The following is a 22590-nucleotide window of genomic DNA, read 5'->3' on the forward strand; positions in this document are numbered from 1 at the left end:
GAAGATGAGGCGGATGCGCGGCGTATCAATGCCGCGGATCGCGCCTCCTGCAATTGGCCGGGCGCCTGCGCGCACGGCCCTGTCGAGTATTTCGGATGATGAAAATTTTATCATGGCGCCACGCGGTCCGCTGGCCGTCGCGTTCGAGGGCAGCCTCATGTCGCCTCAAGCGCTGACCACCTCCGCGTTGCGCGCGTGGCTGCAGCTCGGGCACGCGCCCGGCCTCGCACCCGCCGTACTGCAGGCGCTGCTCGACGCGTTCGGCTCGCCGGCGGCGCTGCTGCGCGCGTCCGACCAGGCCATTGCCGCCGTGAGCAGCCCCGCCGCCGCGCAGGCCGTGCGCGCAAGTGAACGCGACGATCTCGATGCGCGCACCGACGCCGCGCTGGCTTGGCTCGATGCGCCGGGCAACGCGCTCGTCACGCTCAACGATCCGGCCTACCCGCCGCGGCTGCGCGACCTGCACGACCCGCCGCCGCTGCTATATGTAAAGGGCCGGCTCGACCTGCTGCACGCACGCAGCGTCGCCGTGGTCGGCAGCCGCCACGCGACGCCGCAGGGGCTCGCCGACGCGACGCGCTTCGCACGCGAGTTGTCCGACGCGGGGCTCCCGATCGTGTCGGGCCTCGCGCTCGGGATCGACGGCGCCGCGCATCGCGGCGGGCTCGACGGCCGGTCGGGCACGGTCGCGGTGATCGCGACGGGCGCCGATCTCGTCTATCCGGCGCGGCACCGCGCACTCGCCCACGAGATCGCCGCGCACGGTGCGATCCTGTCGGAATGGCCGCTCGGCACACCGGCACGCGCAGCGCATTTCCCGCAGCGCAACCGGCTGATCGCGGCGCTCGCGATCGGCGCGCTCGTCGTCGAAGCCGCCCCGCGCTCCGGCTCGCTGATCACCGCGCGGCTCGCGAACGAACTGGGGCGCGATGTGTTCGCGATGCCGGGCTCGATCCACGCCCCGCTCGCGCAGGGCTGCCACGCGCTGATCCGCGACGGCGCGAAGCTCACGGCGGCGCCGCTCGACATTCTCGAGGAATACGGGCTGGGCGAACCGACGACCGATGCGGCGTGCCCCGGAATTCGGCACGCGAATCCCGACGAGGTTCGCGAAACCGAAGCCTCCGGCCAGCGCGCCTGCGCCGGCATCATGGAAGCGCCCCGTTCCGTTCCGGCCGCCGCGCCAGCCCGAATCGAAGCATCACCGCCTCCGTCGCCCTGCACCCCGTCCGAGCAGGCCGTGCTCGCCGCACTGGGATACGGCCCCGTCACATACGAATGGCTCGCCGAGCACAGCGGCCTGTCCGACGACGCGCTGCACCGCGCGCTGCTCGCGCTCGAACTGGCCGGTCGCGTCGCGAGCCTCCCCGGCGGACGCTTCGCGCGGCTTGACGCGGCCCCCACCCCGCCTGCGCGCGGCGTGCTACATTTCCCCGAATAGGGGCGGCCGCGCCGCCGACGATATTCAAGGAAATCCATGCCCGCGCTGAATCTCGACACCGATGCGGATCGGATCGCCGAGCGCCTCGCCGATCCCGGCACGTTGCTCGTCGCCTGCCTGTGCGCCCAGTGGTGCGGCACGTGCCGCGACTACCGGACGGCCTTCGACCAGCTCGCCGACGCGCATCCCGACGCCTGCTTCGCCTGGATCGACATCGAAACGCATGCCGACCGCCTCGACGATCTCGACGTCGAGAACTTCCCGACGATCCTGATCGAGGATGCCAACACCGCACGCTTCTTCGGCACGGTGCTGCCGCACGCGGCGATCGTCGAACGAATGCTGTCCGACCTGAGCGCGGTACCCGGTGCGCCGCACGCACCGAAATTGCGCAACGTCCTGAACGTCGAAGCCTGAATTCGCGCGCCCGCCCGGCGGTTTTTCGCGCGTTTGCGCGCCCCGCCGCGCCGGGCGCTTGCCGCCGTTGCAGCCCCCCTCTATGATGGGCCGCTTTTTACACGCCGAGCCGCCGTCGCTTCGGCGTGTGCTATAAAGCGGTCGTTAAAGGGACCCACAACCGGCGACCCCGGTCTACCATCACACACCTGTCATGTCCAAAGCACTGATCATTGCGGAAAAGCCTTCTGTCGCGAACGACATCGCACGCGCTTTGGGCGGCTTTACCAAGCATGACGAATACTACGAGAGCGACGAATTCGTCCTTTCGTCCGCTGTCGGCCACTTGCTCGAAATCGCCGCTCCGGAAGAGTACGAGGTCAAGCGCGGGAAATGGAGCTTCGCGCATCTGCCCGTCATCCCCCCGCATTTCGACCTGAACCCGATCGCAAAAAGCGAGTCGCGCCTCAAGGTGCTCACCAAACTGATGAAGCGCAAGGACGTCGACCGCCTGATCAACGCATGTGACGCGGGGCGCGAGGGCGAACTGATTTTTCGCCTGATCGCGCAGCACGCGAAGGCGAAGCAGCCGGTCCAGCGCCTGTGGCTGCAATCGATGACGCCGCAGGCGATCCGCGACGGTTTCGCGAACCTGCGCAGCGACACGGACATGCAGCCGCTCGCCGACGCCGCACGCTGCCGCTCGGAAGCCGACTGGCTCGTCGGGATCAACGGCACCCGCGCGATGACCGCGTTCAACAGCAAGGGCGGCGGCTTCTTCCTGACGACAGTCGGCCGCGTTCAGACGCCAACGCTGTCGATCGTCGTCGAACGCGAAGAGAAAATCCGCCGCTTCATCCCGCGCGACTACTGGGAAGTGAAGGCCGCATTCGCGTGCGCGGGCGGTTTCTACGAAGGCAAGTGGTACGACCCGAAATTCAAGCGCGACGAATTCGACCCGGAAAAGCGCGACTCCCGCCTGTGGAGCCTGCCGGCTGCCGAAACGATCGTCGCCGCATGTCGCGACAAGGTCGGCACGGTCTCCGAGGAATCGAAGCCGTCGACACAGCTGTCGCCGCTGCTGTTCGACCTGACGAGCCTGCAGCGCGAGGCGAACGGCCGCTTCGGCTTCTCCGCGAAGAACACGCTCGGCCTCGCGCAGGCACTGTATGAAAAGCACAAGGTGCTGACCTACCCGCGTACCGACGCGCGCGCGCTGCCGGAAGACTACCTTTCGACGGTCGAGTCCACGCTCGAGATGCTCAAGGAGAGCAACAACTACCTGCCGCATGCGAAGCAGGTGCTCGACAAGGGCTGGGTGAAGCCGAACAAGCGGATCTTCGACAATTCGAAGATCAGCGACCACTTTGCAATCATCCCGACGCTGCAGGCGCCGAAGTCGCTGTCCGAGCCGGAGCAGAAGCTGTACGACCTGGTCGTGAAGCGCTTCCTCGCCGTGTTCTTCCCGGCGGCCGAATTCCGCGTCACGACGCGGATCACCGAAGTCGCCGGCCATCACTTCAAGACCGAGGGCAAGGTGCTCGTCGAGCCGGGCTGGCTGCAGGTGTACGGCCGCGACGCCGAAGGCGCGGACGCGAACCTCGTGCCGGTGCAGAAGGACGAGAAGGTGAAGACGGACGAAATCGCCGCCGTCGCGCTCGTGACGAAGCCGCCCGCACGCTACTCGGAAGCGACGCTGCTGTCGGCGATGGAAGGCGCGGGCAAGCTCGTCGAGGACGACGAGCTGCGCGAGGCGATGGCCGCGAAGGGCCTCGGCACGCCGGCCACGCGCGCGGCGATCATCGAAGGCCTGCTCGGCGAGAAATACCTGTTGCGCGAAGGCCGCGAGCTGATCCCGACCGCGAAGGCATTCCAGCTGATGACGCTGTTGCGCGGGCTCGGCGTGAAAGAACTGACCGCGCCGGAACTCACCGGCGAATGGGAATACAAGCTGTCGCAGATGGAGCGCGGCAACCTCGGGCGCGACGCGTTCATGCAGGAAATCGCCCGCATGACGCAGCAGATCGTCAAGCGCGCGAAGGAATACGATTCCGACACGATTCCCGGCGACTACGCGACGCTCGAGACGCCGTGCCCGAACTGCGGCGGCCAGGTGAAGGAAAACTACCGCCGCTTCGCGTGCACGAAGTGCGAGTTCTCGATCTCGAAGATCCCGGGCAGCCGGCAGTTCGAGATTCCCGAAGTCGAGGAGCTGCTGCAGAAGAAGGAAATCGGCCCGCTGTCCGGGTTCCGCAGCAAGATGGGCCGCCCGTTCTCGGCGATCCTCAAGCTGTCCTTCGACGACGAGACGAAGAACTACAAGCTCGAGTTCGATTTCGGCCAGGACCAGGGCGGCGAGGAAGGCGAAGCGCCCGACTTCTCCGCGCAGGAGCCGGTCGGCGCGTGCCCGAAGTGCAAGGGCCGCGTGTTCGAGCACGGGATGAGCTACGTGTGCGAGCACTCGGTTGCGAACCCGAAGACCTGCGACTTCCGCTCGGGCAAGGTGATCCTGCAGCAGGAAATCACGCGCGAGCAGATGGGCAAGCTGCTCGCCGACGGCCGCACGGATCTGCTGCCGAACTTCAAGTCGTCGCGCACGGGCCGCAACTTCAAGGCGTTCCTCGTGAAGCAACCGGACGGCAAGATCGGCTTCGAGTTCGAGAAGAAGGAACCGAAGGCCGCTGCCGCGAAGAAGACGGCGAAATCGGCGACGAAGGATGCCGAAACCGTAACGGAAGGCGCCGAAGAGAAACCGGCACCGGCCCGCAAGACCGCTGCCAAGACCGCAGCGACCAAGACTGCCGCCCGCAAGACGACGGCGCGCAAGACCGGCTCGTAACAGCCGGGCCGCCGGGGCTTCCCCCCGGCGTACCGGGCGCCGGCAGGCAGCCGAAAAAAAACGCGGATCGATCGCTCGATCCGCGTTTTTTCTTTGTGCCGGCGGCAACCGCCGCCCGGCCGTCGCGCCGTTACAGCGGCGACGGCACCGCGACGCGCGTGCGTGTCGAACGCGGCAGGCGCGGCGACAGGTTCGGGTCGGCCGATTCGGGCTGCTCGGCACGCGTCTCGACGCCGATCGGCGCGAGCGTCGCACCCTGCGCGGCCCACTGCTCGCCGATCGTCGCATCGGTCGAGTGGCTGAAATACTCGACGAGGTGGTCGATGAACGTGCGCACCTTCGCGGGCAAATGGCGCCGGCTCGGGTAGGCGATGTTGATTTCGACCTGCGGCAGCCGGAAATCCGGCAGCAGCCGCACCAGCGCGCCGCGCGCGATGTCGCTGCCGATCAGGTAGCTCGGCAGGATCGCGACGCCCATCCCGAGCAGCGCGAACTGGCGCAGCATCGCGGTGTTGTTCGCGACGATCACGTTGGTCGGGCGCACGCGCACTTCGCCGTCCGGCCCCGTGAACACGCGCTCGTCGCCCCAGTATTCGGCCGGCAGGCTCAGGCTCGGGTGCGCGACGAGCTGCTCCGGGTGAGTCGGCACGCCGTGCTTCTCCAGATAGCTCGGCGTCGCGCACACGGTCATGCAGCCCGTGGTCAGCCGCCGTGTGACGATGCTCGCGCTGCGCATCTGGCGCGTGACGACGATGCCGACGTCGAAGCCTTCCTCGACGAGATCGACCTGCCGGTCGACCAGCGTGAGATCCGGCACCACTTTCGGGAAATTCTCCGTGTACGTCTGCAACACGGGCGCGAGGTTATGCAGGCCGAACACGACCGGCGCGACGATGCGCAGCGTGCCGACCGGCTCGTGATTGCGCGCGACGACCATCTGCTCGACGTCCTCGAGCTCATCGAGGATCTGGCGAGCACGCTCCAGATAGACCTGGCCCGACTCCGTCAGGGAAAGGCTGCGTGTGGTGCGGTTCAGCAAACGCGTGCCGAGCCGGCCTTCCAGATCGGCGACGTGACGCGTCGCAACCGCGTTGGAAATATCCATTGCACTCGCGGCCCGCGCAAAACTGCCGAGATCTGCAACCTTGACGAACACGCGCATCGACTGCAAATGATCCATAAACGACTCCTGCCGCTGTTACAACTTCAAAAAGATGAAGCAAATGCGTAATTCTCCTACGACAGCGGAAATGATGCAGAGTTGCTCAACAAGGCACCGGTTGACGATAAAAATAGTCAAAAATCCTCGCCATTTGCGGATGGTTGATCCAATTATTCTGATTGGAACAACAATTGGGTGAACCTCGTCGAGTAAACGGCCGAATCAGGAAAGACGTATTTGATGCGGCACAGCAGCGCACCCTTGCGCACCGCACGCGAGCGGCGCCGGATGCGGCTGCCGCCAATTGCGGCGGAGCGTAACAACCTGTTAAAAAGACACCACGAACGCGGCCGACGTAGCATCATGTCGGCCCCGGCCGGGCGGGCGAGTGCGCGACGTGCGCCGCCGCCACTGCCGCTTTCAACGCGCGACACCCGTTCACCATGAAAATTGCCATCCTCGACGACTACCAGGACGCCGTCCGCAAGCTGAACTGCTTCGAGATGCTTGCCGGCCACGACGTGAAGGTCTTCAACAATACGGTGCGCGGCCTGGGACAGCTCGCAAGCCGTCTGGCGGAAGTCGAGGCGCTCGTGCTGATTCGTGAACGGACCCCGATTTCGTCGCAACTGCTCGCCAAGCTGCCGAACCTGCGCATGATCAGCCAGACCGGTCGCGTCTCGAGCCATATCGATCTCGAAGCGTGTACCGACCGCGGCATCGCGGTGCTCGAAGGCACGGGTTCGCCGGTCGCGCCCGCCGAGCTGACCTGGGCGCTCGTGATGGCCGCCCAGCGCCGCATTCCGCAGTACGTCGCGAACCTGAAGCAGGGCGCATGGCAGCAGTCGGGCCTGAAGACGTCGGCGCTGCCGCCTAACTTCGGCCTCGGCCAGGTGCTGCGCGGCCAGACCCTCGGCATCTGGGGCTACGGCAAGATCGGCCGGCTCGTCGCCGGCTACGGCAAGGCGTTCGGGATGAACGTGCTGATCTGGGGCCGCGAGCATTCGCTCGAAGCCGCGCGCGCCGACGGCTACACGGCCGCCGAGAGCCGCGAGGCGCTGTTCGAGCAGAGCGACGTGCTGTCGCTGCACCTGCGCATGCACGACGACACGCGCGGCATCGTCAAGCAGGAAGACCTGATGCGGATGAAGCCGACGTCGCTGCTCGTCAACACGAGCCGCGCGGAGCTGCTCGAGGAAAACGCACTCGTCAACGCACTGTCGCACAACCGTCCGGGGATGGTCGCAATCGACGTGTTCGAGAGCGAGCCGATCCTGCAGGGCTACAGCCTGCTGCGGATGGAGAACGTGATCTGCACGCCGCACATCGGCTATGTCGAGCGCGAGAGCTACGAGCTCTATTTCAGCGCGGCGTTCAGGAACATCCTCGCATTCGACGACGGCGACATGTCGAGCGTCGCCAATCCGGAAGCGCTGACGCCGATCCGCAAGCGCTGATCGCGCGGGCTGCGCACGCCGCGCGGCCCCGCTGCTCCATTCCCCGCCATCAGGCGGCCACGCGGCCGCCCGTCATCGCACCGACGCGCGTGAGGAAATGCTCGCCGTCGCGCCGCCCGAGGTCGTACGCATGCCGCATCTGCGACGGGCTCGTGTAATCCCAGCTCGAAATCGGCACCTTGCTCGACGGCTGTACGTACAGCCGCCGCTGCTCGCCGTGTGCGACCGTGAACATCTGCGGGCGCGGATACAGCCGCGTGACGAGCACCAGCACGTCGCCCGGCGACGGGTCGAGCGCGTCGACCGGCACGTTGTCGACCATCCCGCCGTCGAGCACGGGCCGGCCGCTGCGGCGCAGCACCGGCGTGAACGGCGGCGTGCAGGACGACTGCAGGATCAGGTCGGCAAGTTCGTCGACTTGCGTGCAGGCCTGCGCGCGCACGAACTCGGGCCGAAAGCCGAGCGTGCGCCCGAGTGTCGGGTGCAGCGTCTTGCGCACATATTTCTCGATGTTGTACGCGACGAGGCCGGCAGCGACCGCACTGCGCGCACCGAGCCAGCGCGGCACGTGCGATACGCCGATGCGGATCTCCGGCGCCTCGGCAAGCTTCGCGAACGGCTCGCCGTAGATGTCGAGCAATGCCTGACGGTAGATGCGGTAATGCGGAAACACGGGCTCGCGCCCGAACAGGTTGCCCCAGTACGCGTTCTTCCGGTTGTGGCGCAGCGCCTCTTCGTAATAGCGCATCACCCACGCGGCGTCGCGCGTATACAGCATGCACGCGGTCGCCGCACCGGCCGAGATGCCGGTGATCACGCGCGGGCGCAGCCCGAGGGCCGGCTGCACGACGTCCCAGAAGCCGGCCTGCCACCAGCAGCGATTGCCGCCACCCGCAAAGACGATCTGGTCGAACATCGCGCCGCTCAGCTGACGAGTGCGTAGGTCGACGTCGCGTGGACGGCCATCTTGCCGTCCTCGTCGAACAGCTCGACTTCGCCGAACACGAGGTTGCGGCCCATCCGCAACACGCGCGCGGTGACGTGCACGTCGCCCTTGCGCACGGGGCGCATGAAGTTCGTGTTCAGCGACACGGTGGTCATCGGCCGGAACTCGCCGAGCGCGGCCGAGATCGCGACGACCATCGCGGTGTCGGCGGCCGCCGTGAACACCTGGCCGCAGATCACGCCACCCGAATGGCGGAATTCGCCGGAAAACGGCAGGCGCATCGTGACGCTGTCGTCGCCGATCGACACGGGGACCAGACCGAGCGAGCGGACCCACGGGGCCAGCAGGCGATCCAGCAATTCGCGGACTGCGTTTTCGTCCATCTTCGAATGTCCAGAAAACGTTGCGCGACCGCCGCGCAACACGTGTGGCGTCATCATACCGGGAGCGCGCAAACTGCGACCGCTCGTCACCGCGTCGGCAGCCGCCGTTGGCGTGACGAAATATTTTCGAGAAATTTGCACAAAGGGCTTGCCATGCCCATGAAACACGTGCATAATCTTTTTTCTGTTGGGGGCGTTAGCTCAGTTGGTAGAGCAGCGGACTCTTAATCCGTAGGTCGAGTGTTCGAGTCACTCACGCCCCACCAGGATTTCAAAAGGCCGGTCAGCGAAAGCTGACCGGCCTTTTTCATTTCCGCACGCCACGTTCGTGGCGCGCTCCCTCCAGCGGCACACATCCGCACGCCCCTTCCGCACCGTTTCCGCTAGAATCGTCCGACAAATATCACACGACCGGCGCAGGTACCGTCGTTTGCCCGCCGGCACAGAGAGAACATGGGACGTCATACATGGAAGCATGTGAACGAGACGCGACCATTCAGAGGGCCTGGTTGCGCCGATATCGGCCTGTCCGTCGGGACACGCCATTCACCCGATCGCACCCGAATCCGCCGCGCGACACACCAGCCGGATTCGGTCATGCCCGGTAAGGACGCACTCGCCGCGCTGGCGCTCGGCGTCGTGCTGCTCGTGCTCGCAGCCGTACTCGCGGCCACGAGCGGCCGCGCGACCGCTCATCTGGTCCGCGCGCCAGGCACGGTCGTGCGCATCGTGCAGGACAGCGACGCGATGCGCGCATACCGGCCGATCGTCGCCTACCTCGCGAACGACGGCCAGCGCCGCGAAATCGCCGGCAATACCGCGTCGACCGTCCCCGCGTACGACATCGGCGAGAGCGTCGACATCTTGCTCGATCCGGCCCATCCCGACCGCCCCGCACTGATCGACGATTTCGCGCAACGCTGGTTTCCGGTTGCGGTGCCGGCGCTGCTCGCCATCGCGTCGTTCGCGATCGGCGGCCTGCTGATCGCCGCCGAGCGCCGCCGCCACCGGCCATCCGACCCGCCGCCGGCCCCCGCCGCACGCAAGCAGGCGCGGCGCCGCTGGGATATCGCGATCGTGCTGATTCCGATCGCGATCGGCACGGGCTTCCTCGCCGGCGCCGGCGCTGCCGGCCTGCGTCAGTGGCAGATCGTCCGCGACTATGCGCACTCGACCGGCCATGTCGTCGAGATCGCGAAAAACGCGCGGTCGCCCCGGCCGCGCACGTCGCTGTATTCGGCAATCGTCGCGTTCACGACCGACAGCGGGCGCCAGATCACGTTCGCCCTGGGCGCGGCGTCGTCGCATCCGGGCCTGCGCGAAGGCGAAGCGGTCAACGTGCTGTACGACCCCGTCACCCCCGAGCGCGCGGTCGTCGACCTCTTCTGGGATCGCTGGGGCCTCACGGCCATCCTGTTCGCGATCGGCGCGCCGTTCCTCGCGGCCGGGCTGTTCGTCGCCGCGACGCTATGGCCGGACCATCGGCCGCACGAAGCCGCTCAATGACGCTCGCGCGCCGGCCGCGCGCGGCGCGGCAACCGTAACGGCGCGCGCTTCATCGTTCCCTGAACGCCTCCACCTTCGCGCGATTCCCGCACGTGCGCATGTCGCACCAGCGCCGCCCGACGCCGCGGCCGCGATCGACGAAGAACCACGTACAACGGCCGCACTGCCGCACGCGCGCGAAATCGTCGCTGCGCAGCAGATGCTCGAAACCGAGCGCGGCCGCATCGACCCAGCGCGACGCGGCGCGCGCGTCGGGCCGCCACGCGAACCGGCCGTCGACCGCATCGAACGCACTGCGCCCGATCGCTTCGCGGATCGCCACGGCGAGCCGGTCCGTCGCACGCGCACCGGCGCTGCCGCCGCCTCCGGCCGTCAGGTGCACGATCGCGGCGTAGGCATCCTCGCGAAAACGATGCAGCGCCACCAGCTCGTCCGGGCCGTCCTGCCGCACATGACGCAGAAGCCGCGCCAGATCGGCCGGCGCCAGCAATCCCGCTTGCTCGGCCCACGCGCGCACGGCCGGCCAGTCGACGAGCTTGTCCTCGTCGCGCGTCTTGCCCGTATCGGCCACCGTGTTCAGGAAGTCGAGCGCCGGATGGCCGCCGACGAAATCGGCCGCGCCCCATTCGTGCGCGTGTCGCGCAGACTCGTATCGAGTAACCATTTATTTGCACCTATCGGTTTCATGTCCGGGCAATCCGGAGTAACCTGTTTACAGCAAAAACAGGTTATCACGGAGATGCCGATGCTCGAACTCGCCAACCGCTTCATGTTCGAAGGCCACCGGATTGCATGGGGAGCGTTCGGCGAAGGCCCGCCGCTCGTGCTCGTTCATGGCACGCCGTTTTCATCGCAGGTGTGGCGCCGGATCGCGCCGTGGCTCGCGCGGCGTCATCGCGTGTACTTCTACGACCTGCTCGGCTATGGCCAGTCCGACATGCCGGATGCGGATGTGTCGCTCGGCCGCCAGAACGTACTGTTCGGCGCGATGCTGGATGAATGGAAAATTGCGCGCCCGCGTGTGCTCGCGCATGACTACGGCGGTGCGACCGTACTGCGCGCGCACTTCCTCGACGGCATCGCGTATGCGGACCTCACGCTCGTGAACCCGGTCGCGATCGCGCCGCAGGGCTCGCCGTTCGTGCGCCACGTCGCGCAGCACGAAGCCGCGTTCACCGAGTTGCCGGCGTATGCGCATCACGCGCTCGTATCGGCCTACATCGGCAATGCCGTGGCACGGCCACTGAGCGACGATGCGCTGTCGATCTACCGTTCGCCGTGGCTCACGCCGGCCGGACAATCCGCGTTCTATCGCCAGATCGCGCAGATGCGCCAGCGCTACATCGAGGAAGCGGAGGCTCGCTATGCACCACCGGACTTTCCGGTGCGCATCGTGTGGGGCGAGGACGATGCGTGGATTCCGCTCGAACAGGGACAGGCGCTCGCCGATCGCATCGCGAACGGCGAATTGATCCGGGTGCCGTGCGCGGGCCATCTCGTGCAGGAAGATGCGCCGGAGGCGATCGTCGCAGCGGTGCTCGACGGGCAAGCGCCGGGCTGAGCACCGCAGGAATCGCGTATCGCGTCAGAATGCCGGCACGCCTTGCGCGAGCGTCGCGATGAACTTCGCGGTGCGCGGATCGCGCGGCTGGCTAAACAGGTCGCGCGATGCACCGGCTTCGACGATGCGGCCATCTGCGAGAAACACCGCATCGTGCGCAATCGACGCGGCCAGGCGCAGGTCGTGCGTGGCCATCAGCATCGTCGTGCCTTCGCGAGCGAGCTGGCGCAGCACCTCGACCACCTCGATGGACAGCTCGGGATCGAGCGCCGACGTCGGCTCGTCGCACAGCAGCACCTGCGGCGACGGCGCGAGTGCGCGTGCGATGGCGACGCGCTGCTGCTGGCCGCCCGACAGCGTCGCGGGCCACGCGTCGGCCTTGTCCGCGATGCCGACCTTGTCGAGCAGCGCGAGCGCCCGTTCGCGCGCACGCTCGCGCGGCCAGCGCTGCACGGTCACGAGCCCTTCCATCACGTTCTGCACGACGCTCAGGTGCGGAAACAACTGGAAGTTCTGGAATACCATGCCGGTCTGCCGGCGCACCGCGAACACGGCGTCGCGCGACGGCCGGCGCGCCGGTGCAAAGTCGACGCGCGCGTCGCCCACCGTGAGCGTGCCCGCCTCGGGCACTTCGAGCAGGTTCACGCAGCGCAGCAGCGTGCTCTTGCCGCTGCCGGACGGCCCGATCAGCGCGGTCACGCTGCCCGGCTGCAATGCGAGGTCGATCGCGCTCAGCACGCGGTGCGCGCCGAACGACTTGTCGATGCGTTCGAGACGAATCATCGCAACTCCGCCTGGAACAACGCGTGACGGCCGAAACGAATTTCGAGGCGACGTTGCAGCGTGGAGAGCACCGAACTGAACAGCAGGTAGATCAGCGCGGCTTCGGTATAGAGGATCAGCGGCTCGTAGGTCACGGCCGCGATGCGCTGCGCGGCCTGGAAGATCTCGGGCACCGTCAGCACGGCCGCGAGCGACGTGTCCTTCACGAGCGAGATGAACGAATTCGACAGCGCGGGCAGCGCGACGCGCGCGGCCTGCGGCAGAATCGCGCGGCGCAGCGCCTGCGCGCGCGTCATCGCCATCGAGTACGCGGCCTCCCACTGCCCCTTCGGGATCGATTCGATCACGCCGCGGATCACCTCGGCGTTGTACGCGCCGACATTCAGCGAGAAGCCGATCACGGCGGCGGTCAGCGGATCGAGCACGATGCCGACGCTCGGCAGCCCGTAGAAGATCACGAACAGTTGCACGAGCAACGGCGAGCCGCGAAACAGCCAGATATAAAAGCGCACGACGGCCTGTGCCCAGCGCGGCCCGAACAGCCGCGCGAGCGCCGCGCCGAACGCGAGCAACAGGCCAATCGCGAACGACGCGAGCGTGAGCGGAACCGTGAACACGAGCCCCGCGTAAAGCAGGGGCCGCAGCGATTCCGCCATCAGGTGCAGCCAGGGCGGCATCGTTCAGCCTCGCGTCACGGCTGCGACACGTCGCGGCCGAAGTACTTCTGCGAGATCTTCGCGTAGGTGCCGTCCGACTTGATGTCCGCGAGCGCCTTGTCGATCGCGGCCACCAGGTCGGGGCTGCCCTTGCGCAGCAGCACGCCCGACGCGTCGCCGGCGCCGGTCGTGTCGGTCGCGGCAATCTTCAGTTTCGCGTCGGGCTTGTGCTTGCGGAAATCGAGGTACGACAGCGAATCGTTGATCGTCGCGTCGACGCGCCCGGACGTCAGCAGGTCGATCGATTCGTTGAAGCCCTGCACGGGCACCACGTCCGCGCCGTGAGACGCCGCGAGCTTGCCGAAATTGCTCGTCAGCGTGTTCGCGGATTTCTTGCCCTTCAGGTCGTCGAACGAGCGGATCGTCGTGTTGTCCGTGCGCACGATCAGCACCGCGTGCGACGTGATGTACGGCGACGAGAAAGCGTATTTCGCCTTGCGCGCGTCGGTGATCGACACTTCGTTGACGACCGCGTCGTAGCGGTTCACGTCGAGGCCCGCGATCAGCCCGTCCCACTTTCCTTCGACGAATTGCGGCTTCACGCCGAGGCGCTGCGCGATCGCGGTGGCGATGTCGACATCGAAGCCCGTCAGCTTGCCCGTTTCGTCGTGGTACGTGAACGGCGCGTACGTGCCTTCGGTGCCGACCCGGAACACGCCGGACGACTTGATCTGCGCGAGATCGTCGGCGGCGAATGCGCTCGTGGCCGCGACGGCCTGCAGCAGCGCGACGAGCAGAATGGAGCGGATGAATTTCATGGTGCGGACCCCGAACGATGGAAGGGAGTAACCCGCCGGCCCGAGCGGCCGCGCGAGAGGTCCGCGAATTCTACCGACGCGCCGATGCCCGGCAAAAACGCAAATCCGCTAACGATATGAGCGCGTCGAATAACGCGCCGGCCAGCCACGCATTCCGCAGACGAAATCCGTCGCGATACGGCGCGGCAATCGTCGGACGATTCGTTACCGGTGGTTACAGAAACGACAACGCGGTATCACCCATTCGGCACGCACTACATACCATGAAGACAGGTGAACCGATTGCTCGCGGGCCTTGCCGCCCGCGAACGGAGGGAACGGCAAATGAAACGCATCCTGTTGTCCAGCGCCCTCGGTATCGCGGCCGCCTGCCTGTCGGCAAGCGCATTCGCGCGTGCCGACATCGGCGTGTATTTCGGCGTGCCGGGGCCCGTGATCGAAGCGCCGCCTGTCTACTACGCGCCGCCGCCGCCCGTCGTGTACGAGCCGGCACCCGTCTATTACGGCCCGTACTACGGCGACTACCGTTACCGCTACTACCGGCATGACAACGGCTGGCATCGCGGCTGGCGTCATCACCACCACGACGAGGGCGATTGAACGTCGCCTGACGGCCGTCGCGGCCGCATCCCGTCGAGGGAAATTTCGCGCGCCGGCCTTCGAGCCGGCGCGTCCGCATCACGCGCCGCTCACCACGGCAGCGAATACGTCTTCGTATTCGTGAAGCTCTTCATCGCTTCCTGCACGCCTTCCTTGTAGCCGAGCCCCGAATCCTTCACGCCGCCGAACGGCGTCAGCTCGAGCCGGTAGCCCGGCACCTCGCGCACGTTCACGCTGCCGACTTCCAGCTCGGTGATGAAGCGCGTGATGTTGTCGAAGCGGTTCGTGCAGACCGACGACGACAGCGCATAGTCGGTGCTGTTCGACATCCGGATCGCTTCGTCGATGTCGCGAAAGCGCATGATCGGCGACACGGGGCCGAAGGTTTCATGCTTCACCAGCGGCATGTCGGGCGTCACGCGATCGATCACCGTCGGCGAATACAGCGCGCCGTCGCGCACGTTGCCGACCAGCAGCCGCCCACCGCGCGCGATCGCGTCGTTCACCTGCTGCTCGCAGAACTTCGCGGCCGCTTCGTCGATCACGGTGCCCATGTCGACCGACGGATCCGACGGATTCCCGTACGACCACGCGCGCGTCTTCTCGACAACGAGCTCCGTGAATCGATCGGCCACCGTTTCGTGCACGAGCATCCGCTTGATCGCCGTGCAGCGCTGCCCCGAGTTCTTGTACGAGCCCGACACCGCGAGCGTGCTCGCTTCGTCGAGATCGGCGTCTTCCATCACGATGATCGGATCGTTGCCGCCGAGTTCGAGCACCGCGCGCCGGTAACCCATCCGCGCGGCGATCGACTTGCCGATCGATACGCCGCCGGTGAACGTGATCAGATCGATCGCCGGGTTCGTGATCAGTTCGTCCGCGATCTCCGTCGGGTCGCCGGTGAGCACCTGCAGCATCTGCGGCGGCAGGCCGGCTTCGTACAGGATGTCGGCGAACAGGTAGCACGACAGCGGCACCTTCTCCGACGGCTTCACGACGATCCGGTTGTTGGTCGCGACCGACGGCACGATCTTGTGCGCGACCTGGTTCATCGGGTGGTTGAACGGCGTGATCGCGGAAATCACGCCGAGCAGCGGATCGCGCTGCGTGTACACGCGGCGCTTCTTGCCGTGCGGCGTCAGATCGCACGAGAAGATCTGCCCGTCGTCCTTCAGCACTTCACCGGCGCCGAACGTCAGCACGTCGGCCACGCGGCCCGCTTCGTACGTCGAATCCTTGATGCACAACCCGGCCTCGGCCGTGATCAGCGCCGCGATCCCGGCGGTGCGCGAGCGCACGATGTCGGCCGCGCGGCGCAGGATCGCCGCACGCTCGTGGCGCGTGAGCGTCGGCCGGTACGCGCGCGCGACCGCGAATGCGCGCCGCACGTCTTCCAGCGTCGCCTTCGGCACGGTGCCGACCAGCGAGCCGTCGTACGGGTTGCGCACGTCGATCACCGCGTCCCGATGAATCCGTTCGCCGTCGATTCGCAGTGCTTCGCGACGAATCTCGCGGACGGCCGTCGAGGCTGCAATGACGTTCATGAGTGTGTTCCCTTGCGGATGCGTGCGCATCACTGCAGATGGTTGAGCGCGATGTCGATGATGTCGAAGTTGCGCAGCCGCGCGCGGCCCGTGACGTCGGCGGCGACCGGCCTGCTGAAGATCAGCGGCACGATCTGCTCGGAGATCCCGCCGTGCGAGCGCAGCGGCACGTCGAGCCCCGACAGGTCGTGCCTGATGCGGCGCGTGCCGAGCACAACGTCCTGCTTCGAGATCACGATCAGGTCGCCCATCCGCTCGGGCGGCAGTTCGAAGCGCGCGCAGCCCTCGGCGCCCGTCAGCACGATCTCGATGCCATCCACCGCCGCAAGACGCGCGCACAGCGCATCGACATCGGCCGACGCCGGCACGTAGACGGTCGCGAACGAGCCGAGCGCGCCGTGGTGCACGACGTACGGATCGGTGATCGGCAGGATCACGCGCGCCGCGTCGTGGCCGAGCCATTCGTCGAACAGCTCCTGCAGGTAGATCACGTTCGGCTCGCCGGTGGTGGCGTCGTGCTTCGCATTCATCCCGTGGTCGGCCGTGATCGCGACGATCGCGCCGAGCGCGTCGAGGCGCCGCAGGTACTTGTCCATCATTGCGTAGAACGCGTTCGCGCCGGGCGTGCCGGGTGCGCACTTGTGCTGCACGTAGTCGGTCGTCGACAGGTACATCAGGTCGATCGGCCGCGTCTCGAGCAGGCGTACGCCGGCCGCGAACACGAACTCCGACAGATCCGCGCTGTACACGCTCGGCACCGGCTTGCCGACGAGCTCCAGCACGTTGTCGATGCCGTTTTCCTCGAGGCTCGCTTCGTCGGCCTTTTCCGACGAGAAGCAGATGCCCTTCAGCCCCTTGCCGAGCAGGCGGCGCAGCTTGTCCTTCGCGGTGACGACCGCGACGCGCGCGCCCTGTTCGGCGAAGGTTGCCAGCACGGTGGGCGCGATCAGGTACTTCGGATCGTTCATCAGCACCTCGGCGCCGGTGTCGCGATCGTAGAAGTAGTTGCCGCTGATCCCGTGGATCGCGGGCGGCACGCCGGTAACGATCGACAGGTTGTTCGGGTTCGTGAAGCTCGGCACCACGCATTCGCCCTTGAGCGCCGTGCCGGGTTTCAGCAGCGTGCGCAGGAACGGCGCGACGCCGGCCTCGGCCGCTTCTTCCAGATATTCGGATGCGCAGCCATCGACGCAGACCACCACCACGGGCCGGCTCATCCAGTTGTAGCGGCGGCCGTTCACTTCCACGGAATCAGGCGTTCCAGTCATGACGTTCATTCCTTTCAGTTCGACGGGGTTGAGCCGTCGGCGCCCGCGCCGCGCCGAAGGGAGGTGTTTTCGATGCTTGACATTAAAGTTGATGATTTGTAGATTGTCAACAACATGCAGAGAACAGAAAGCAAAGCAGCGCAGTGAAAAAGAGGCTGATCTCAACTCATCCGCCGCGTGCCGCGGCGTCTCAGTCAAGGGGGCTGAAGATGAACCGAACTACGACTTCACACGGTTTTATCAGGAGGTCAAAAAGCATGGCTACATTCCGTATGCGGGCAAGCTGACCGAAGTCGAGACGTTCCGCGTCGGCTGCATCGGCGACGTTGACGAGGCCGGCATTCCGGGCGCCGTCATCGCGATCGCCGACACGCTGCGGGCGATGGGCGTGAGCCGTGTGTCGGCCGAGACGGTGGCCTGACGTGACGCGATACAACCGACCGCGCGCCGCCACGCGGCGGCGATGTTTTCCTTCCATGCACGAAGAACCACTCGATGCGACCCTTCTGGATCGAACAAGCATTGTTCAACGACGGCGATCTCGCCCCCATGCTGCAGGGCGCAACGCAGGCCGACGTCTGCATCGTCGGCGGCGGCTTCACCGGGCTCTGGACCGCGATCCAGGCGAAGCAGCAGAACCCGGCGCTCGACATCGCGATCCTCGAAGCCGACCTGTGTGGCGCCGGCGCGAGCGGCCGCAACGGCGGCTGCCTGCTCACGTGGTCCGCGAAATTCCTGACGCTGCGGCGGCTGTTCGGCGAAGCCGAGGCGATCCGGCTCGTGAAGGCGTCGGAAGCGGCCGTCCGGCACATCGCCGATTTCTGCCGCGCGCACGACATCGACGCCGAATTGCGGCTCGACGGCACGCTGTACACCGCGACGTCGCGCGCGCAGGTCGGCACGCTCGCGCCGGTGCTCGCCGCGCTCGCCGCATGCGGCATCCACAGCTACGAGCCGCTGCCGCCCGCCGAAGTCGCGCGCCGCTCGGGCTCCGCGCGCAATCTCGACGGCGTCTACTCGCCGATCGCCGCGACCGTGCATCCCGGCAAGCTCGTGCGCGGGCTGCGCCGCGTCGCGCTCGCGATGGGCATCCGGATCCATGAACGCACGCCGATGCTCGACTTCACGCTCGGGCAGCCGGCCGTCGTGCGCACGCCGTCCGGCAGCGTCACGGCGGGCAAGCTCGTGTTCGCGATCAACGCGTGGATGGCGAGCCGTTTCCCGCAGTTCGAGCGCACGATCGCGGTCGTGTCGAGCGATATGGTCATCACCGAGAAATGCCCGGAGCTGCTCGAGAAGACCGGGCTCGTGGACGGCGTGTCGGTGCTCGATTCGCGGATCTTCGTCTACTACTACCGCACGACGGCCGACGGGCGGCTGATGCTCGGCAAGGGCGGCAACACGTTCTCGTGGCGCAGCCGCATCGCGCCGGTGTTCGACCGGCGCTCGCCGTACGAGGCGCAGCTCACGCAAGGCCTGCGCGAATTCTTCCCGTCGCTCGCGGGCGTGCCGATCACCGCGAGCTGGAACGGCCCGTCGGACCGCTCGGTGACGGGCTTCCCGTTCTTCGGCCGCTTCGACGGCGCGCCGAACGTGTTCTACGGTTTCGGCTATTCGGGCAACGGCGTCGGGCCGACCTACATGGGCGGGCAGATCCTGTCGTCGCTCGTGCTCGGCCTCGACAACGCGTGGACGCGCAGCCCGATCGTGCGCGGCCCGCTCGGCCATTTCCCGCCGGAGCCGATCCGCTATGTCGGCGCGCACGTCGTGCGCAACGCGATCCGCCGCAAGGAGCGCGCGGAGGACGAGAACCGGCAGCCGTCGGCCGTCGATACGTGGCTCGCGAAGTTCGCGAGCGCGGCCGGGAAGGCCGACAAGGCGTGACGATGCGTTCGACGCGACGACGGTAACGTCGCAATGAAAAAGGGACGCTGCGAGGCGTCCCTTTGCTTCTTATGCGGCGACTCTTGCGGCTGCGTCAAGCGCGCGCGGTTTTCTCCCGCGCCGCCTTGCCCGCTACCGGCAGCCCCTGCTCGTGCGTGCGGCGCATCCGCGCGAGGCCATGCGCGACGTGCTCGCGCACCAGCGCGACGGCCTTCTCCTCGTCGCCGCTCGCGAGCGCCTGCACGATCTTGTCGTGCTCGGCCGCCGACACCGCGATCGCATCTTCCTCGGCCTCGATCGCGGCCTGGCGCAGCAGCCCGAGCTGACGCACGAGCCGGCGGTAGGTGTCGGTCAGGTGCGTATTGCCGACGCCGACGACCATCGCGTCGTGGAACTGCACGTTCAGCTCGGTATAGCGCGTGACGTCGTGCGACTTCGCGGCGCCCTTCATCGACTGGATAATGCCCTTCAGCACTTTCAGCGTGTCGGGCGAGATGCGCTTCGCGAGCGCGCGCGCGACCGACTCGTCGAGCATCGCGCGCACTTCGTAGATCTCCTCGGCCTCGCGCAGCGGCACGACGCGCACGGTCACGCCGCGGTTCTTCTCGTTGCGCAGCAGTCCGGCCTGCTCCAGCGCGCGGAACGCTTCGCGCACGGGGCCGCGCGACACGTTCAGCTTCGTCGCGATCTCGACTTCGTTGAGCTTCTCGCCGGGTACGTATTCGCCGGAGACGATCGCGCGCTCGAGCATGTCCTGGACGATCATCGCGAGCGACTGGCTTTGCAGGAGTTCGATGGCACTGAGCGTGTTCGGGGCAGTCATGGTCGGACAGGCAGCGGGGCTGCGGGTGAAAACGAGGGCGCCATATCGGCGAATGACCTTCTATACCCTCGGCCCGACACATTGTCAACAGTCTTCAGTTTCCAAAAACCAGTTCCACCTGCCGGGGTTCATCCGGCAGGCGGCCGTCGCACGGCGGGCGAAGCTTGCCCGAACCGCGCGACGTGTGCCGGCCGTCAGGCCGTGTGCTTCACCGGCCCCGGATCGCTGTGGCTCGGCCGGCCCGTTTCGACGTGGCCCGCGAAGCGGCGCACGACCTTGTCGTCGCCACCGCGCAGCGTCGTCGCGGTGATCGTCAGATCGTACCAGCCGTGGCTCGACGACAGCTCGAAGTGATCCTCGACGCGCTCGCCCGGCTCCAGCGTGTAGGTACGCGCATGCGCATGGCTGTACGCGTTGTCGACCGTCACGCGGCACGTCGCGCGCCCGCTGTTGCGCAGTTGCAGGTACACGTGGCGGTTGCGCACGTCGTAGCCGATCTTCGCTTCGGGGTTCGCGTGGCGGCCGTCCGCGGCCAGCCGCGTGTTGCCCTGGAACTCGCACAGATAGCCGTTCGGGCCGTATGCGGCGAGATGGTACTCGCCGTGCGCGGCCGACGTGCTCCACGTATCGACGAAGCGGTCGTGCGCGGACACCGCATAACGACGCGGCGGTGTCGCCGGGTTGCGGCGGTCGTACACGTAGAACGCCGCGCCCGCGTCGCCGGAGTTCGCGAAGTCGAGCGACACGCTGTCGTCGTGCCCGCTCACGCGGCTGTGCACGAACAGCTCGTACGGCAGCGCACGCGCGGGACGCGTGCCGGGCTCCTGCACCGGCATCGACTGCTGCGCGGGCACCTGGTACGCGTGGCCGGCCGTCGCGATGTGCTGCGGCACCGTGAAGCTCACGGTGCGCGTGTCGGGGCGCGCGGAGAAATCGAATGCCGACGTGAGGTCGCCGCAGATCGACCGGCGCCATGCGCTGATGTTCGGCTCCTTCACGCCGAAGCGCGCTTCGAGAAAACGCAGCACCGATGTATGGTCGAACGTCTCCGAGCAGACCCAGCCGCCCTTCGTCCACGGCGAGATGATGATCAGCGGTACGCGCGGCCCGAGGCCGATCGGCTGGATGCCGCCCGGGTCGGCACCCGGCACGAGCGGGCTCATCTCGCCCGGGTACTTGTTCAGGTCGAGCAGCTCGTCGCCGAGGTTCGACAGCAGGTTCGACGACACGATGCCCTGCCCGCCCACGCCGCTCGTCACCGGCGGCACCGGCGGCACGACGTGGTCGAACAGCCCGTCGTTCTCGTCGTAGTTGAGGATGAACACCGTCTTCGCCCACACTTCGGGATTCGACGTCAGCGCCTCGAGCACCATGTTGATGTAGAACGCGCCGTCGGTCGGCGACGCCTGCGGGTGCTCGCTGTACTTGTACGGCGACACGATCCACGACACCTGCGGCAGCCGGTTCGCCTGCACGTCGGCCTTCAGCTCGGCGAGCGTGTGGTCCGACGCACCCTTGTCGACCAGCGGGCCGCTCGCGCCTTCCTTCACCTGGAAGCGCTTGAAGAACATCAGCGAGTTGTCGGTGTAGTTGTCGGTCGGGTCGCCCGGGATGCCCGTGCCGCCCTGGTACACCTTCCAGCTGATCTTCGCGTTCTCGAGGCGCTCGGCGTAGGTCGTCCACGTGTAGCCGTTCACGTCGTCGCGCTCGCCGATGCCCGGGCCGTTCGGCGGGTTGCCGTAGATGTTGCGCGGGTCGACCGTGCCGGTCCACAGGTAGATGCGGTTCGGCGCCGTGTCGGCATGCGCGGAGCAGAAATACGAATCGCAGATCGTGAACGCGTCGGCCAATGCGTAGTGGTACGTGAGATCCTGGCGCTTCAGGTAGCCCATCGTCAGCACGTCCTGCTTCTGGTTCACCCATTGGTCCCACTGGCCGTTGTTCCAGGCGAGGTGGCCGCTGCTCCAGCCGTGGTTGGTGCCCGGCTGGAATTCGGTCGTCTGCTTCGGGTCGAGGTAGAACGGCAGCACGTACGGCGCCGACGGATCGAGGCCGCGCGAATGGTAGTTCTTCGTGAATACCGACGCCGGCGGCTGCTGCCACACCGGTGCGCCGCTCGGCAGCAGGTGCGGTCGCGGGTCGTTGAAGCCGCGCACGCCGCGCAGGCCGCCGAAGTAATGGTCGAACGAGCGGTTTTCCTGCATGAAGATCACGACGTGTTCGACGTCGCGGATCGTGCCGGTGCGATAGGCGGCCGGCATCGCCAGCGCATTGCGGATCGCGGGCGGGAAGCCCGCGTAGGCGGCCATCGCGCCGGCCGACTGCGCGGCGAGGCGCAGGAAATCGCGTCGATTGTTCGAGGACATGAAGAAGACCCTGTTTTCGGTAGGAGTGGGGTCGCCGGTCGAGCGGGGCCGGCGGTCGGTGCGTTGCCGTTATTACCCCGCACCGGCATGTCCCGGCCGTGACCGGTTCCAGCAGGTTTCTTGCGGTTACCCCCAGCTTTTTTTCGAAGTGGCATAC

19 protein-coding genes, 1 tRNA gene and 1 pseudogene are annotated in these 22590 nt (G+C 66.9%); 10 read left to right on the forward strand and 11 right to left on the reverse strand.

All coding sequences use genetic code 11. The features are described from left to right. Positions 1-112 precede the first annotated feature (112 nt). The 3 genes from dprA (at position 113) to KVT39_RS33040 (ending at position 4676) form a co-directional block, all read left to right on the forward strand. Positions 113-1441 (forward strand): DNA-processing protein DprA, encoded by a 1329-nt coding sequence (dprA, locus tag KVT39_RS33030; RefSeq protein ID WP_254640719.1) that lies wholly within the window; start codon positions 113-115, stop codon positions 1439-1441. A gap of 36 nt (positions 1442-1477) precedes the next feature. After that, on the forward strand, positions 1478-1858 hold the full coding sequence (locus KVT39_RS33035) for a thioredoxin family protein (RefSeq protein WP_034179360.1): 381 nt from the start codon (positions 1478-1480) through the stop codon (positions 1856-1858). Positions 1859-2051: 193 nt separating this feature from the next. Continuing rightward, entirely contained in the window at positions 2052-4676 is a 2625-nt protein-coding gene (locus KVT39_RS33040; RefSeq protein ID WP_217591033.1) for a DNA topoisomerase III, read from the forward strand. A 130-nt stretch (positions 4677-4806) separates the two neighbouring features. Here KVT39_RS33040 and KVT39_RS33045 read toward each other — a convergent pair whose 3' ends face one another. Continuing rightward, positions 4807-5856: a LysR family transcriptional regulator gene (locus tag KVT39_RS33045; protein WP_034179362.1), complete on the reverse strand. Its 1050-nt coding sequence runs from the start codon at positions 5854-5856 to the stop codon at positions 4807-4809. 425 nt (positions 5857-6281) lie between these two features. On the opposite strand from KVT39_RS33045, the gene KVT39_RS33050 reads away from it, so the two are divergent. Then, on the forward strand, positions 6282-7295 hold the full coding sequence (locus KVT39_RS33050; RefSeq protein ID WP_034179363.1) for a D-2-hydroxyacid dehydrogenase family protein: 1014 nt from the start codon (positions 6282-6284) through the stop codon (positions 7293-7295). Positions 7296-7344: 49 nt separating this feature from the next. Here the strand turns inward: KVT39_RS33050 and KVT39_RS33055 are convergent, their stop codons facing one another. Together KVT39_RS33055 and KVT39_RS33060 are read right to left on the reverse strand one after the other, a co-directional pair. Continuing rightward, entirely contained in the window at positions 7345-8211 is an 867-nt protein-coding gene (locus KVT39_RS33055) for a patatin-like phospholipase family protein (RefSeq protein ID WP_105389496.1), read from the reverse strand. 8 nt (positions 8212-8219) lie between these two features. Beyond that, positions 8220-8624: a PaaI family thioesterase gene (locus KVT39_RS33060; RefSeq protein ID WP_034179365.1), complete on the reverse strand. Its 405-nt coding sequence runs from the start codon at positions 8622-8624 to the stop codon at positions 8220-8222. Positions 8625-8814: 190 nt separating this feature from the next. Here KVT39_RS33060 and KVT39_RS33065 point away from each other — a divergent pair. Together KVT39_RS33065 and KVT39_RS33070 are read left to right on the forward strand one after the other, a co-directional pair. Further along, positions 8815-8890: transfer RNA gene (locus tag KVT39_RS33065), tRNA-Lys, on the forward strand. Positions 8891-9077: 187 nt separating this feature from the next. Beyond that, the gene (locus tag KVT39_RS33070) at positions 9078-10130 is read left to right on the forward strand and encodes a DUF3592 domain-containing protein (protein ID WP_217591034.1); all 1053 of its coding nucleotides are present in this window, start codon (positions 9078-9080) and stop codon (positions 10128-10130) included. Positions 10131-10179: 49 nt separating this feature from the next. Here KVT39_RS33070 and KVT39_RS33075 read toward each other — a convergent pair whose 3' ends face one another. After that, entirely contained in the window at positions 10180-10794 is a 615-nt protein-coding gene (locus KVT39_RS33075) for a CGNR zinc finger domain-containing protein (protein WP_175749053.1), read from the reverse strand. A gap of 81 nt (positions 10795-10875) precedes the next feature. Between KVT39_RS33075 and KVT39_RS33080 the strand changes: the two genes are divergently transcribed. Beyond that, positions 10876-11691 carry an alpha/beta fold hydrolase gene (locus tag KVT39_RS33080; protein ID WP_175749054.1) on the forward strand — a complete coding sequence of 272 codons (816 nt, stop codon included), beginning with the start codon at positions 10876-10878 and terminating at the stop codon, positions 11689-11691. Positions 11692-11715: 24 nt separating this feature from the next. On the opposite strand, the gene KVT39_RS33085 is transcribed toward KVT39_RS33080, so the two are convergent. The 3 genes from KVT39_RS33085 to KVT39_RS33095 are packed head-to-tail and all read right to left on the reverse strand — an operon-like array spanning position 11716 to position 13948. Further along, positions 11716-12474, reverse strand: a complete 759-nt coding sequence (locus KVT39_RS33085; protein ID WP_034179380.1) for an amino acid ABC transporter ATP-binding protein — start codon at positions 12472-12474, stop codon at positions 11716-11718. Next, positions 12471-13151, reverse strand: a complete 681-nt coding sequence (locus KVT39_RS33090; RefSeq protein WP_034179381.1) for an amino acid ABC transporter permease — start codon at positions 13149-13151, stop codon at positions 12471-12473. Before KVT39_RS33090 ends, KVT39_RS33085 begins: the two co-directional genes overlap by 4 nt. 14 nt (positions 13152-13165) lie before the next feature. Continuing rightward, entirely contained in the window at positions 13166-13948 is a 783-nt protein-coding gene (locus KVT39_RS33095) for an amino acid ABC transporter substrate-binding protein (RefSeq protein ID WP_105389493.1), read from the reverse strand. Between the two features lie 324 nt (positions 13949-14272). Between KVT39_RS33095 and KVT39_RS33100 the strand changes: the two genes are divergently transcribed. Continuing rightward, a complete protein-coding gene (locus KVT39_RS33100) occupies positions 14273-14548 on the forward strand; it encodes a hypothetical protein (protein ID WP_034179383.1) in 276 nt (91 codons plus the stop codon). Positions 14549-14637: 89 nt separating this feature from the next. On the opposite strand, the gene phnY is transcribed toward KVT39_RS33100, so the two are convergent. Beyond that, a complete protein-coding gene (phnY, locus tag KVT39_RS33105) occupies positions 14638-16092 on the reverse strand; it encodes a phosphonoacetaldehyde dehydrogenase (protein ID WP_217591035.1) in 1455 nt (484 codons plus the stop codon). 29 nt (positions 16093-16121) lie between these two features. Further along, on the reverse strand, positions 16122-17360 hold the full coding sequence (gene phnA, locus KVT39_RS33110; RefSeq protein WP_217591036.1) for a phosphonoacetate hydrolase: 1239 nt from the start codon (positions 17358-17360) through the stop codon (positions 16122-16124). A gap of 202 nt (positions 17361-17562) precedes the next feature. Between phnA and KVT39_RS33115 the strand changes: the two are divergent. Then, a pseudogene (locus KVT39_RS33115) lies at positions 17563-17781 on the forward strand (2-aminoethylphosphonate--pyruvate transaminase); the annotation flags it as partial. Between the two features lie 74 nt (positions 17782-17855). After that, on the forward strand, positions 17856-19244 hold the full coding sequence (locus KVT39_RS33120; protein WP_217591037.1) for an FAD-dependent oxidoreductase: 1389 nt from the start codon (positions 17856-17858) through the stop codon (positions 19242-19244). A gap of 94 nt (positions 19245-19338) precedes the next feature. Here the strand turns inward: KVT39_RS33120 and KVT39_RS33125 are convergent, their stop codons facing one another. Together KVT39_RS33125 and KVT39_RS33130 are read right to left on the reverse strand one after the other, a co-directional pair. Next, positions 19339-20067, reverse strand: a complete 729-nt coding sequence (locus KVT39_RS33125; RefSeq protein ID WP_072437625.1) for a phosphonate utilization associated transcriptional regulator — start codon at positions 20065-20067, stop codon at positions 19339-19341. 194 nt (positions 20068-20261) lie between these two features. Then, positions 20262-22433 carry a phosphocholine-specific phospholipase C gene (locus KVT39_RS33130; RefSeq protein WP_217591038.1) on the reverse strand — a complete coding sequence of 724 codons (2172 nt, stop codon included), beginning with the start codon at positions 22431-22433 and terminating at the stop codon, positions 20262-20264. Positions 22434-22590 lie beyond the last annotated feature (157 nt).

The sequence above is a fragment of the Burkholderia sp. GbtcB21 genome (assembly GCF_019091065.1).
Classification (GTDB): domain Bacteria; phylum Pseudomonadota; class Gammaproteobacteria; order Burkholderiales; family Burkholderiaceae; genus Burkholderia; species Burkholderia pyrrocinia_C.

Excerpts from the sequence above, each read along its gene's own strand:
- dprA (WP_254640719.1), top strand. The coding sequence starts at position 113 with ATGGCGCCACGCGGTCCGCTGGCCGTCGCGTTCGAGGGCAGCCTCATG.
- KVT39_RS33035 (WP_034179360.1), top strand. The coding sequence starts at position 1,478 with ATGCCCGCGCTGAATCTCGACACCGATGCGGATCGGATCGCCGAGCGC.
- KVT39_RS33040 (WP_217591033.1), top strand. The coding sequence starts at position 2,052 with ATGTCCAAAGCACTGATCATTGCGGAAAAGCCTTCTGTCGCGAACGAC.
- KVT39_RS33045 (WP_034179362.1), bottom strand. The coding sequence starts at position 5,856 with ATGGATCATTTGCAGTCGATGCGCGTGTTCGTCAAGGTTGCAGATCTC.
- KVT39_RS33050 (WP_034179363.1), top strand. The coding sequence starts at position 6,282 with ATGAAAATTGCCATCCTCGACGACTACCAGGACGCCGTCCGCAAGCTG.
- KVT39_RS33055 (WP_105389496.1), bottom strand. The coding sequence starts at position 8,211 with ATGTTCGACCAGATCGTCTTTGCGGGTGGCGGCAATCGCTGCTGGTGG.
- KVT39_RS33060 (WP_034179365.1), bottom strand. The coding sequence starts at position 8,624 with ATGGACGAAAACGCAGTCCGCGAATTGCTGGATCGCCTGCTGGCCCCG.
- KVT39_RS33070 (WP_217591034.1), top strand. The coding sequence starts at position 9,078 with ATGGGACGTCATACATGGAAGCATGTGAACGAGACGCGACCATTCAGA.
- KVT39_RS33075 (WP_175749053.1), bottom strand. The coding sequence starts at position 10,794 with ATGGTTACTCGATACGAGTCTGCGCGACACGCGCACGAATGGGGCGCG.
- KVT39_RS33080 (WP_175749054.1), top strand. The coding sequence starts at position 10,876 with ATGCTCGAACTCGCCAACCGCTTCATGTTCGAAGGCCACCGGATTGCA.
- KVT39_RS33085 (WP_034179380.1), bottom strand. The coding sequence starts at position 12,474 with ATGATTCGTCTCGAACGCATCGACAAGTCGTTCGGCGCGCACCGCGTG.
- KVT39_RS33090 (WP_034179381.1), bottom strand. The coding sequence starts at position 13,151 with ATGCCGCCCTGGCTGCACCTGATGGCGGAATCGCTGCGGCCCCTGCTT.
- KVT39_RS33095 (WP_105389493.1), bottom strand. The coding sequence starts at position 13,948 with ATGAAATTCATCCGCTCCATTCTGCTCGTCGCGCTGCTGCAGGCCGTC.
- KVT39_RS33100 (WP_034179383.1), top strand. The coding sequence starts at position 14,273 with ATGAAACGCATCCTGTTGTCCAGCGCCCTCGGTATCGCGGCCGCCTGC.
- phnY (WP_217591035.1), bottom strand. The coding sequence starts at position 16,092 with ATGAACGTCATTGCAGCCTCGACGGCCGTCCGCGAGATTCGTCGCGAA.
- phnA (WP_217591036.1), bottom strand. The coding sequence starts at position 17,360 with ATGACTGGAACGCCTGATTCCGTGGAAGTGAACGGCCGCCGCTACAAC.
- KVT39_RS33120 (WP_217591037.1), top strand. The coding sequence starts at position 17,856 with ATGCGACCCTTCTGGATCGAACAAGCATTGTTCAACGACGGCGATCTC.
- KVT39_RS33125 (WP_072437625.1), bottom strand. The coding sequence starts at position 20,067 with ATGACTGCCCCGAACACGCTCAGTGCCATCGAACTCCTGCAAAGCCAG.
- KVT39_RS33130 (WP_217591038.1), bottom strand. The coding sequence starts at position 22,433 with ATGTCCTCGAACAATCGACGCGATTTCCTGCGCCTCGCCGCGCAGTCG.